Consider the following 11855-nt stretch of genomic DNA (forward strand, 5'->3'; position numbering starts at 1 on the left):
GCGGCACCGGCTTGCGCCGGCGCCGCTGTCAGATCGTCATCAGTTACCGGCCATCGCCTTGAGGTTGGCGGCATAGGCGTCAACGTCGTCCTTGCCGATCACCTTTGTCGGGACGATGATGAGCTTGTTGTCGGGAACGCCCGACTTGTCACCGTTGACGTAGGCGGCCATCAGCTTCATGCCCTGATAGGCCCAGATGTAAGGTTGCTGCACGACCGTGCCGGCGATCGTTCCTTCCTTCACACCGCCGAGCGTGATCGGGTCATCATCGAAGCCGACAACGGTGATCTGGCCAAGCTTGCCCGCCTCGCGGAGTGCCTCGTAAATTCTCGGCGTATTGTAGGAGTAGAAACCGACCATGCAGGTCACGTCGGGGCTCGCGACAAGGGCATCCTCGACGTTCTTCTTGGCACGCGTCTGATCGATATCGTCACCGCGCACATCGGTCAGCTCGATCTTCGTGCCGGCAAGGCCGTCCTTCATGCCCTGGATACGTTCCTTGGCGTTATCAGCACCCAGCAGACCGACGAAGCCGATGCACTTGCCGCCATCCGGCATCGCTTTCTTGGCGATTTCGGCGGCCTGCTTGCCGGCATCGATATTTGATGAGCCGATATAGGCAACGCGATTTGTATTCGGCGCGTCACTGTCCGTGGTAAAGAGGGCCGTCTGCGATCCGATCTTGTTCAGACCGTCTGTCGATGTCTTGGGATCGACGGCGGAGACCATGATCCCCTTGACCCCGGCGGTCACCAGATCTTCCATCAGGCGCTGCTGAATTGCGACGGAGGATTGCTCCGGATATTTCAGCTCCATGTTGAAGTCGGGAAGCTCGGCCTGCGCCTTCTTGACGCCCGCTTCGGCAGCCTTCCAGAAGTCAGAGGCGCCGTTGACGACGAAAGCGAGTGTCGGCTTGTCGGCGGCAAAGGCCGCTGTCGTCAAGACGGAGCTCAGCATGAGCCCGGCTGCAAGAGCTGCCGCACCACGTGTCAGGTATGTCATGATAATCCTCCCATTGGCCCACCTCCGAGCCTGGTTCCAACCCGCAGTAGTCCATCGCGTAACCCCCTCCAGGGCCTCTCGCATGTGAGAAAACGCTCCGTCCAACCACAGACGCGAAGGTATATGAGTAATGCCAGTTCGTAAATAGTATTATCATTAATTATTAGCAATGCGCGTTTCCAATCATGACTGATACAGTCGATTTTAGCCAAAATAAGCCTGATTTTATATTGCATCGCACAATCGGGCTAATTCACTAAGCGCCAGTTGCCGAGTTGCGTTGCTTGATGCTAATAAAAATTAGCGTGTGGGCGAGCTGCATTTTCAAAGCTCGTGCCGATACATTGCGCAAACGGGATCGAGGCATCGCTATGAAGAGGACAGGCGCGGCAGATGGTCAGCTCCGATCCGGCGCGGACAAGGCGACGAAACGCAGGGGCCGGCGCCAAGGTGCCAGGGTCACGATGACCGACATAGCCAAGGCGGCCGGATGTTCCCAGGCGACCGTCTCCCTCGTCCTGAATAACACGGCCGGGACGCGGTTATCCCAACAAACCCGCGACAGGGTGATCGAAGCGGCCCGTGAACTTGGCTACGTGGCGCCGACATTTTCCGTATCTTCGGGATCCGCATCCCTCTCCAAATTGGATGGCGTTATCGGCTTCGTCGTCGACCAGCTGGGGACCAGTCCGGAGGCTGTCGTTGCGATTGAAGGCGCGCGTCAGGCATCCTGGAACGCGGGCAATGTGCTTCTCGTCGCGCAGACGCTCGGCGATCCGGCCATGGAACCGCGAGCGATCAAGGCTCTGACGGATAGCGGCATTTCAGCCCTTATCTACATGACGATCTTCACGCGGGAAGTGGAGATGCCAGCCTATTACTACGGCCTCGACATCCCTATCGTCCTGCTCAACTGCTATACGTCCGACTATGCTTTTCCCGCGGTCGTACCGAGCGAAATCGCCGGTGGCCAGACAGCGACCAAGCATTTGATCGCGCATGGTCACCATCGCATCGCGACGATCACCGGGGAGCCCTGGATGCAAGCGGCCCAGGATCGCCTGACGGGCTATCGCCGCGCGCTCGCCACGGCCGACATTCCGTTCGATCCGGACCTTGTCATCGAGGGTGACTGGTCTGCGAGCGCCGGCTATTCCGGGACGATGCGGCTTCTGTCGCTTCCCGAGCCCCCGACAGCAATCTTCTGCCAGAACGATAGAACGGCGGTCGGTTGCTACGAGGCCCTCAAGGAGAAGCGTCTGCGCATTCCCGAGGACATATCCGTCATTGGCTATGATGATGAGGACATCTGCCGCCACCTCATACCGCCGCTGACCACATCGGTTCTCCCCCATATGGCTATGGGTGAATGGGCGATCGAGCATCTCGATACAGCGGTCCTGCCGCGCGAGCGGCGTCATGAGATCACGAAGCTCGAATGCTCCCTTGTCAAACGTTCGTCTGTATCTTCGCCCGGAGGCAGCAAGGCCAATCTCAAGGTGCAGACGGCCTGACACCGCGATCGGCGATTTCGCGCAACGGCTGCTCGGCGAGGGTCATAGAAAGTCCTCGCGGCACGGCGTGAATGTGTCGATCAGCAGGCCCTTGCTGCGTGCCACCACGCCATGGACCAGATTGGGCGCGACGATAAAGCTGCTTCCCTGTCCCAATCGGTTCGTCACGCCATCAATCGTGACGTCGAAGGTTCCTTCGGCGATGTAGCTTACCTGGGTATGGGGATGTGAATGCAAGGCGCCAACCGCGCCTTCATCGAAGCTGAAGGCAACCAGCATCAGTTCGGGACGAGTGCTGAGAACGGCGCGGCGGTTGCCGGGCGCGACCTCGGTCCAGGATGTGTTATCAGGTATCGTATAGTGCTGCATAGGTCCTCTCATCTGGCCAGCCATCCACCGTCCACCGGCAGGATTGTGCCATGCACGTAATCGGAAGCCGAAGCGGCGAGGAAAATCGCCGCCCCGACCATATCATCCGGCTTGGCCCAGCGGCCAGCCGGAATGCGTTTCAGAAGCTCGGCGCTCCGTTCGGGGTCGGCCCGCAGAGCTTCCGTGTTGTTCGTCTCCACATAGCCCGGCGCAATGGCGTTGACGTTGATACCCTTTGCGGCCCACTCGTTTGCCATCAACCGCGTCAGACCTGCAAGACCACTTTTGGCGGCCGTATAGGATGAGACGCGGATGCCACCCTGGAAGGATAGCAGGGAAGCGATGTTGACGATCTTTGCCTTGCGGCCCTCTGCGATCGCAGAGCGTGCAAATGACTGGCAGAGGAAAAACACCGACTTCAGGTTCGTGTCGAGCACATCGTCCCAATCGGCCTCGGTGAAATCGAGAGCGTCTGCCCTGCGAATGATGCCGGCATTGTTGACCAGGATATCCGGTCTGGCGCCAAGCGCGACCGATTTTTCCATGACCTCGGCGGCCGCGCCCCCTGCCGACAGATCGGCATGGACTGTGAGGCAGTCGCGTCCCGCCGAGCGGACAACTCCCTCGGTCTCGGCCATGGATGATCGTCCAACTGCGACGATATCGGCGCCGGCCCTTGCCAGTCCCACGGCAATCGCCTGGCCGATACCGGTGTTCGCGCCGGTTATGATGGCGCAACGGCCGCTGAGATCGAAGGCCGTCACCGCAGCGCTTCCATCGGAACCTTGTCCATGTCGGTGAAGCTCATGTTGTCGCCGGCCATGGCCCAGATGAAGGCATAGCGGCCGGTGCCGGCGCCGGAATGGATCGACCATCCAGGGGACAGGACCGCCTCGTGGTTCTTCAGGACGACGTGCCGCGTCTCATCGGGCTCTCCCATGAAGTGAAAGACCCGCGTTTGCTCGGCCATGCCGAAGTAGAGATAGACTTCCATCCGTCTGTCGTGCACGTGGGCCGGCATGGTGTTCCACACCGATCCCGGCTCGAACATCGTCAGCCCGACAAGAAGCTGGCAGCTCTCGCAGACGTCCGGATGTACATATTGATTGATCGTGCGCGCGTTGGATTCCTCGGCCGAGCCGACGGCCACCTTGCGTGCGAGATCCCTGGTAATGTGCGTGGTCGCGCAGGCGCGATGGGCAGGCGCGCTCAGGAGGTAGAAGAGCGCGGGATGAGCCGCGTCCTCGCTCGTGAAGGACAACGGCCCCTCGCCCATCCCGAGGTAAAGAGCTTCCTGAAACTCCAGGTGATATGGCTTGCCGCCGACGGTGACCATCCCGCGCCCGCCTATATTGACGATGGCGGCCTCGCGGCGCTCAAGGAACGTGGCCGTTCCGGTTTCCGCGACCTGATCGATAACCAGCGAACCTGCGGCCGGAGATATTCCGCCAACGATCATCCTGTCGAGATGGCTGTAGGTGAGGCTGATGGCGCCTGGTTGGAAGAGATCATCGATGACGAAACCGTCCCGGAGCTCCTGCGTGTTGCGCCGCGCCGTATCCTGCGGGCCGACGACCTGACGTATTCTGGCATTTAGGGTCACGTTTCTGCCTTTCGGTTGCGATCGCCGCTCAATTGAGCACGACATATTCGGTGAGTTGCCCGACGGTTGTTTCCGACTTCGGGACATCGAAGACCTTCGTGCCATGGCTCATGATCACGAACCGGTCGCAGACCTGGAAGGCGTGATAGAGATTATGGGTGACGAGCACGCTGGAGACGTTCTCGGCCTTGAGCTTCAAGACCTGATTGAGGAGCGCTTCCGTCTCTCGCACTGAAAGCGCGGAGGTCGGCTCATCGAGCAGCAGGACGCGCTTCTTGAAATGGACCGCGCGCGCAATGGCGACGGCCTGCTTCTGCCCACCGGAAAGATTACCGACGAGGGTGTCGGGTGAATCGATACCCGAAATATGAACGGCGTTCGTAAGAACCTCCATCGCGATGTCGCGCATCTCTGCCTGCCGCAGGAAGCCGAACCGATCTGTCAGTTCGCGGCCCATGAAGATGTTGCGGGTGATGGAGAGGGAATCGACCAGTGCCGTATGCTGGTAGATGGTCTCGATACCCGCCTCCGCAGAATCGGACCGGCATGTGAACAGCGTGCGCTTTCCGTCGACACTGATATAGCCATCCGTCGGCTTGTGGATGCCTGAGATCAGATTGACGGCGGTCGATTTTCCGGCGCCGTTATCGCCGAGCAGACCCACCACCTCCCCTTCGCCGATATGGAAGCTCAGGTTGCTCAAGGCCGTCAGCGCACCGAAGCTCTTCGAGATATTGTGGAGTTCGAGAAGATTTTCTTTCGACATCAGACGCCCGCCCGCCGCTCGATGAGTTGATTGAAGATCGCCGCCAGTACGATGAGCGTGGCGATGAACATGTCGAGATAGAAACCCGGGGCTCTCAGAAGCAGCAGCACGTCGGTCATCGTGTGGATCAGCAGGACGCCGAGGAAAATGCCGGCGATGGAGCCGCGCCCACCCCGCAACGAGAGCCCGCCAATGACGCAGGCGGCAATCGCCTGCAGTTCGAGCCCGGCGCCCTGTCCCGGCTGCACGCTGCCAACGCGGGCGGTGGCGAGGATACCAGCCATTGCGGCCATGGCGCCGGCGATCGCGAAAGCGATGAGCTTCACGCGGCTGGTGTTGATGCCGATGGCCTCGGCTGCTGCGCGATTGCCACCCGTTGCGAAGACATGGTTGCCGAAGCGGTGGCGGTGCGTCAGGAAATGAAAGCCGATCACGAACAGCACGATCCAGATGAACGCCGCATTGATCCCGAGAAACGTTCCCGAGAAGAGTGCGGAAAAGACCGCGTCAGGGTCGAAACGAACCTGCACGGCACCATTGTAGAGCAGCACCGCGCCGCGCCAGAACAGCAGGCCACCAAGGGTGACGATGAAAGACGGAAGGCCGAAGCGCAAGGTGATGTGGCCATTGAGGAGCCCGATCATCATGCCGGCGGCAATGCCGGCCGGGGCGGCGATGAAGGCGCTGACGCCGGCGCCGACCAATGTCGCCATCAGGATTGCCGTAAACGTGTAGACCGAACCGATCGAAAGGTCGAATTCCCCGGCGATCATCAGCACGCCGGCGCCGAGCGCCAGGCAGCCGAGAACGGGCACCGCCTTCATCAGGATCGTCAGGTTCTGTGGCGAGAGATAACGGAAGTCATCGGGATAGAGCAGCGCTCCGAGAATGCAGGCGATCTGCAGCGCGACGAAAACGAGAAGGATCGCTCCCGCCGGCATCGCCATGATCTGCTTGAGAACGGATTGCTTTTGGGTCCGCGAGCGTGGCGCGGCACTGTCTGCGATAATAGGTGTCACGGTTTTTGACTCGATCTTTTGGTAAAGCTGGAGCCTGCCGGTCTGCCGGCAGGCTCGTCGGATCGGATTACCGGTAGGTTCCGATCAGAGGCTTGACGGATCCAATCCGCGACTTGTCGAGGAAGGCGCCCTGCCCGGTGTCGATATCCGTAGGCGTCAGACCATATTTCTTCGCCAGAGCAATCTGGGCGATCGGGTGATAGCCCTGCAGATAGGGCTGCTGATCCATGGTGGCGAACATCGCCCCGCTTTCGACCGCGTTGACGATCTCCACCGCAAGGTCGAACCCGCCAAAGGGTATCTTGACCCCTGCATCCTTGATGGCGCCTGCACCGACCGTGGAGGTCACCGAACCGGTGCCGAACAATGCCTTGACGTTCGGGTTGGCGATCAGGAATTGGGCGATGATATTCTGGGCTTCGGCCGGGTCGAGGCCGGCGCGAACCGTTTCAACCTTGATGCCTGCCTCGGTCATCGCCTTTTCGATGCCGCCCCCACGGGCCACGGCAAAGCTGGCTTCCGGGATTTCCCGCGGGTTGAAGACCACATCGCCCGACTTCAGACCAAACTCCTTGATCATGCGGTTGCCGAGTTCATAGCCGGACGCAAATTCATCCATGCCGACATAGGCCTGGCGGCAATTTCCCTTGGCGCCTTCTAGGTCATCGTTGTTGAAACCGATAACGATGATGCCTGCCTTGACCGCCGAGCAAATGCTGCTGTCGAATGCATCCGACGATGAAATCGCAACTGCGATCCCATCGACGCCACTTGCCGTCGCGCTCTCGATCAGATCGTTCTGGCGTACCGGGTCGTTGTTGGCATACTGGACGTCGAGATCGACACCGAATTGGGCCGCCGCGTCTTGTGCACCCTTCACCACCGGGTTAAAGAACTGGACACTCGGATCGAGGTAGATGATCATCGTCGCCTTGACGTCGGCTGCAAGTGCAGTGGTCGAGCACAAGGCTACCCATGCCGCGGCAAGTGCCGCGGATTTCAGTCTGGTCAATTTCATTTGCGTATCCTCCCTTTGGATGTGCAATGCGGGTCGAAAGACCCAATTCCCGGCTGGCGAGCTCCGACCAAAGATCGCGCCAGCCGGGATTTCCCCCATGTGTTGCAGCCCTCCTCCTGTGTCAGGCTGCGTTCACGTGCCTAGCTAAACCATGACGCCGGGCGACCCAGCGTCACGTGAATTCCCTTGAATTGCGAATATTCGTCGAAGCCGTAGCGGCCAAGTTCGCGCCCCAGGCCGCTCTTCTTGTAGCCGCCGATCGGCATTTCCGGTGTTCCGTCGATGACGCTATTGATCCAGCAGCGTCCGGCGCGAATACGGCGGATACTCTGCAGCGCGGTCTCCAGATTGGTGGACCACACGGAAGCCGAGAGCCCGTATTCGCTGGCATTGGCGATCGACACCGCCTCATCCGCTGTCTTGAACGTCAGCGTCGACAGCACCGGACCGAATATCTCCTCGCGGGCGATCGACATGTCGGGCGTGACGCCTGCAAAGACGGTCGGCGCGTAGTAGAGGCCCGCCCCCTCGCCCGCCCGCGTTCCGCCGAGCAGCAGCTCTGCACCCGCTTCGACGCCCGCTTCGACATAGGAGTGAACCTTCTGCGCATGAGCCTCGGAGATCATCGCCCCGATCTTGGTGCGCTCGTTCAAGGGATCGCCGAACGTAACCTTGCGCGAGATGTCGAGGAGCCGCTCCATCAGCGCATCGCGGATACCTTCCTGCACAAGCAGGCGGCTGCCGGAAATGCAGCACTGGCCGGCATTGTGGTAGACACCATAGGCGATACCATCGGCAGCCGCTTCGAGATCGGCATCGGCAAAGACGATCTGCGGACCCTTGCCGCCGAGCTCCAGGCCGACCCGCTTGACGCTCCGCGCCGCGATTTCGCCGAGCTTCGTGCCAACGCGCACCGAGCCGGTGAAGGCGACCATATCCGTACCGGGGTCTACAGCGAGAACCTGGCCGGCTGGATCGCCGTAACCGGTGACGACATTGAAAACGCCATCCGGGATGCCTGCCTCACGCGCCAGCTCGGCCATGCGGATCGAGGTGCCCGATGTAAACTCCGAAGGCTTGAGCACCACGGTGCAGCCCGCGCCGATTGCCCAGGGAACGCGCTCCGAGGCAATGATGAAGGGGAAATTCCATGGCGTGATGATACCGACGACACCGACCGGCTCCCGCAGCACCAGCCCAAGCCTGTCGTCGCCGATGTTGTTGTGTGACTGACCCTCGATCGCTCGAGCCTGCCCCGCTGCATAGGACCAGAGATCGGCGCAGAACCCGATCTCGCCGCGCGCCTGCGCGATCGGCTTGCCGACCTCGAGGCTTTCGATCAGCGCCAGCTCTTCCTGCTTCTGCAGGATGAGATCGGCGACCTTGAACATGAGCCGCGAACGCTCGGCGCCCGACATGCGGGGCCACGGCCCGGTATCGAAGGCGCGCCGCGCCGCCGCGATCGCCGCCTTCACGTCATCGGCCGATGCATCCGGCCACGTGCCCACCACCACGCCGGAATGGCCGGGACTGACGCGGTCTATCGTCTTGCCGGAAGAGGCATCGATCGACTTGCCATCGACAAGCATCTGATAGCGGGATTTAATGCGAAGACGCGGGTCGCTGGAGTCGGGCGCGATGAAGTTGGACAGATTGGATAGCACTGCTTTTCAAAGGCCGGACACGCGGCGCCGGCCCCTCCCTGTTTGCCCGGCTTCGACACAGCCGGATTTATGTTGCGTTTGAGTTGTATGGTACTGTATGGTGGTTTTAGATGGATGTCAACGCATGACGGCGGCCAAGAATATGAACGTGGAATCCCTGAAAGTCGAAACGGGTGAGACAGCGGCTGCCCAGGTCGAGCGCGACCTGCGCGAATTGATTATCCAGCTGGAATTGGCGCCAGGCACGCGGTTGTCCGAACAGGACCTCGCCACCCGCATGGGCGTATCGCGCCAGCCGGTGCGCGAGGCGCTCATCGCGCTCGGGAAATCAAAGCTCGTCGAGATCCGTCCGAACCGCGGTACCGTCGTCGTGCGCATCTCCGCGCGCCAGATGATGGAAGCCCGCTTTGTCCGCGAGGCACTCGAGACTGCCGTTGCCCGCAGGGCCAGCGAGAGCTTCGACACGTGGACGCGGCGGCGTATCGACACGATTATCGCCAGGCAGACGTCGGCCATGCAAGCCGAGGATCACAATGCGTTTCGCCGGGAAGATGAACAGTTCCATATTGCGATCGCCGAAGGTGCCGGCTGCAGCCTGGCCTGGAACGCGATTTCGGACATCAAGGCTCATATGGACCGCGTCTGCAACCTACAGCTCCGCCATCCGGATTCGATGATGCGGCTGATCGCCGAACACCAGGCCATTATTGAAGCCATCGATACGCGTGACGCCGAGGCGGCAGCCTCGGCAATGAGAGCCCATCTGAACGGCATCCTGTCCGACCTGCCACAGATCGAAGCCGATCATCCTGACCTGTTCGAATGAGTCTCAGGTCTTGTTGATTTCAGCCTGACGCCTGCGCTCTGATCATTGGACAGACAGGCTGTACCGCAGCGCAGGTTGAGAGCGGGACCAGATCGACGTCAATACAGCTGCGCTTATGCGCCACCGCTCCGGACGGCGAGTGTCTACTGTTCGCCCTTCCAGGTAAATATCTCAACCGGAAGCTCAACACCCTTCAGCTTGAAATGGCCGGCGGGCCTGAAGGCATTGCCGGTTTGAGAGGCAAAGAGTGCCGAAGCGAGCAGGTTGCATTCGAGACTATCGGCCAACTTTTCGATCCGCGCCGCCTCGTTGACAGCTCTGCCGATGACCGTGAAATCGAGCCTGCGATCTGTCCCGACATTGCCGTAGAAGATCTCGCCGAGGTGAAGCGCAATATCGACGGGAATCTCGGGTTCGCCGCGCGCTCGTCTGCGGTCATTCAGCTTTTCGTTCAATCGTATTGCGCCTTGCGCGGCCGCTAGAGCCATTGCGCATGCTGACCTCGTGTCGCCTGCTTGCGCCGGAAAAATGGCCAGAAGGCTGTCACCCATGAACTTCAAAATCTCGCCGCCCTCATCAATGACCGGCCGTCCGATCGCTTCGAAGTGTTCGTTTAGCCAATCGACGATGAGGTTCGGCTCGCACTGTTCGTTCAAGGAGGTAAAATTCTTCAGGTCGGCAAGAAGGATCGCGGCGAAGATCGCCGTTCCGCCCCCGCGCTGGATCTGGCCAGTCAGAATGAGCTCGCTTGTTCTCTCCCCGGTATAGACGGCAAGCACATCCTTTGCCACGCGAGTGGTGGCAATCCGGCAGCAGGCGAGCGCCACTGCAGGCATGATGCTTTCAAACCCGGCAATCTGGCTTTCGGAAAAGCCACCGGCCTGGTCTGTCGCCAACGAAAAGCTTGCTCCCGCCAGGGCAGTACCCCCGGGGAAGGGTGCGATCTTCATGACAAACTCGGTCGCCCCTTGATCACTGAGCTCCACCAGAACTGGAAACGGCGGTGTGTCGGCGTTCGCCGGCAGCGCCCACCGAACAAACTCGAGCTGGATTTGCAGCAGATAGGAGATCGGCGATCGCTGGAAGAGCGCATCCCCCTCCTCGCCGTGCTCTTGGATTTCCTTCGAAATGCCCGACGAGCGATACCAGGCAACCGAAAAGCCTCGTTGCTTCGGGTCGATCGACGGCATTGCGATCGACGCGCGAATAAGCGGATAGCCCGCTTCGATCAAACGCGATGCAACACCGTCGAGCAATGCGTCGATGTCATCGGTGGCAAGTCCTGTCGCGATGATCCAGGTTATGAGACCGCCCAGCCTTGGCATGCATTCTCCTCCATGCGGATGAATAGGAGATTTTGCAGGATGCACAGGTCTTTGTCGAACTCCTGCTGATGAAAATGTTGGCGGCAAGGCGCTGGATATCGCCCGCCAGGCGCGCGACATGCACGGCGGCAACGGCATCCAGATCGAATTCCACGTCATGCGCCATTCTCAGAACCTGGAAACGGTCAACACCTACGAAGGCACGCACGACGTCCACGCTTTGATCCTGGGCCGGGCGCAGACCGGCATCCAGGCGTTCTTCTAGGGAATAGAGTTAAAACGCAAAAAGCCCGCTTAACGCGGGTTCTGTCTATTCTGTGGTTTTATCATCTAGGAAAGATTTGGTTGCGGGGGCAGGATTTGAACCTGCGGCCTTCAGGTTATGAGCCTGACGAGCTACCGGGCTGCTCCACCCCGCGTCCTCTAGGTAAGCCGCAAAGCGGCTTATCCGGTGCGTAAATCCCTTTGGGATTTATCGCGGCTACGTCGTCGCTTTAGCGATGACGGACTGTGCCGGAGCAAATTGCCGAAGGCGATTTGTCTCCTGTAAGGTTCTGCTCTTTTGAGAGCATTTCGGCTTCAAAAGCAAAAGGCCGCTTACGCGGCCCGATGTTTTCGGCAGGGCCGAATGTGTGATGAGAAGATTAGTTGCGTTTTGCAGACCTGGCAGCGACCGACTCTCCCGCGTCTTAAGACGAAGTACCATAGGCGCTGGGGCGTTTCACGGCCGTGTTCGGAATGGGAACGGG

General features: G+C 60.2%; 11 protein-coding genes, 1 tRNA gene, 1 rRNA gene and 1 pseudogene. 3 read left to right on the forward strand and 11 right to left on the reverse strand.

Annotation, left to right across the window (positions count from 1 at the left end):
* Positions 1-39: 39 nt before the first annotated feature.
* Positions 40-1002, reverse strand: coding sequence for a sugar-binding protein (locus AB4Z25_RS24445; protein ID WP_442209640.1), 963 nt, complete (start codon positions 1000-1002; stop codon positions 40-42).
* A gap of 464 nt (positions 1003-1466) precedes the next feature.
* Between AB4Z25_RS24445 and AB4Z25_RS24450 the strand changes: the two genes are divergently transcribed.
* Complete coding sequence (locus AB4Z25_RS24450; RefSeq protein ID WP_442209642.1) at positions 1467-2516, forward strand: LacI family DNA-binding transcriptional regulator; 1050 nt, start codon at positions 1467-1469, stop codon at positions 2514-2516.
* A 42-nt stretch (positions 2517-2558) separates the two neighbouring features.
* Here the strand turns inward: AB4Z25_RS24450 and AB4Z25_RS24455 are convergent, their stop codons facing one another.
* From AB4Z25_RS24455 to AB4Z25_RS24485, 7 genes are all read right to left on the reverse strand, one after another.
* Positions 2559-2885, reverse strand: a complete 327-nt coding sequence (locus AB4Z25_RS24455; RefSeq protein ID WP_442209643.1) for a cupin domain-containing protein — start codon at positions 2883-2885, stop codon at positions 2559-2561.
* Between the two features lie 8 nt (positions 2886-2893).
* Positions 2894-3649: a 2-dehydro-3-deoxy-D-gluconate 5-dehydrogenase KduD gene (gene kduD / locus AB4Z25_RS24460; RefSeq protein WP_442209645.1), complete on the reverse strand. Its 756-nt coding sequence runs from the start codon at positions 3647-3649 to the stop codon at positions 2894-2896.
* Positions 3646-4488, reverse strand: a complete 843-nt coding sequence (gene kduI, locus AB4Z25_RS24465; protein ID WP_442209647.1) for a 5-dehydro-4-deoxy-D-glucuronate isomerase — start codon at positions 4486-4488, stop codon at positions 3646-3648. The genes kduD and kduI overlap by 4 nt, the downstream gene beginning before the upstream one ends.
* Positions 4489-4516: 28 nt before the next feature.
* Entirely contained in the window at positions 4517-5254 is a 738-nt protein-coding gene (locus AB4Z25_RS24470; RefSeq protein ID WP_112390075.1) for an ATP-binding cassette domain-containing protein, read from the reverse strand.
* Positions 5254-6273, reverse strand: coding sequence for an ABC transporter permease (locus AB4Z25_RS24475; RefSeq protein WP_310301216.1), 1020 nt, complete (start codon positions 6271-6273; stop codon positions 5254-5256). The genes AB4Z25_RS24470 and AB4Z25_RS24475 overlap by 1 nt, the downstream gene beginning before the upstream one ends.
* Before the next feature lie 67 nt (positions 6274-6340).
* Complete coding sequence (locus AB4Z25_RS24480) at positions 6341-7291, reverse strand: sugar ABC transporter substrate-binding protein (protein ID WP_112390077.1); 951 nt, start codon at positions 7289-7291, stop codon at positions 6341-6343.
* A gap of 140 nt (positions 7292-7431) precedes the next feature.
* Positions 7432-8880 (reverse strand): aldehyde dehydrogenase family protein, encoded by a 1449-nt coding sequence (locus tag AB4Z25_RS24485; RefSeq protein ID WP_442209676.1) that lies wholly within the window; start codon positions 8878-8880, stop codon positions 7432-7434.
* A gap of 199 nt (positions 8881-9079) precedes the next feature.
* Between AB4Z25_RS24485 and AB4Z25_RS24490 the strand changes: the two genes are divergently transcribed.
* Positions 9080-9781 (forward strand): GntR family transcriptional regulator, encoded by a 702-nt coding sequence (locus tag AB4Z25_RS24490; protein ID WP_162698762.1) that lies wholly within the window; start codon positions 9080-9082, stop codon positions 9779-9781.
* A 143-nt stretch (positions 9782-9924) separates the two neighbouring features.
* On the opposite strand, the gene AB4Z25_RS24495 is transcribed toward AB4Z25_RS24490, so the two are convergent.
* Entirely contained in the window at positions 9925-11106 is a 1182-nt protein-coding gene (locus AB4Z25_RS24495) for an adenylate/guanylate cyclase domain-containing protein (RefSeq protein ID WP_442209649.1), read from the reverse strand.
* Positions 11107-11188: 82 nt separating this feature from the next.
* Between AB4Z25_RS24495 and AB4Z25_RS24500 the strand changes: the two are divergent.
* Positions 11189-11371 (forward strand): annotated as a pseudogene (locus AB4Z25_RS24500) (acyl-CoA dehydrogenase family protein); the annotation flags it as partial.
* Between the two features lie 77 nt (positions 11372-11448).
* Here the strand turns inward: AB4Z25_RS24500 and AB4Z25_RS24505 are convergent.
* Together AB4Z25_RS24505 and rrf are read right to left on the reverse strand one after the other, a co-directional pair.
* A tRNA-Met gene (locus AB4Z25_RS24505) sits at positions 11449-11525 on the reverse strand.
* Positions 11526-11767: 242 nt separating this feature from the next.
* Positions 11768-11855: ribosomal RNA gene (rrf, locus tag AB4Z25_RS24510) — 5S ribosomal RNA — on the reverse strand; the annotation flags it as partial.

The sequence above is a fragment of the Rhizobium sp. RAF36 genome (genome assembly GCF_052114105.1).
Lineage (GTDB): Bacteria > Pseudomonadota > Alphaproteobacteria > Rhizobiales > Rhizobiaceae > Rhizobium.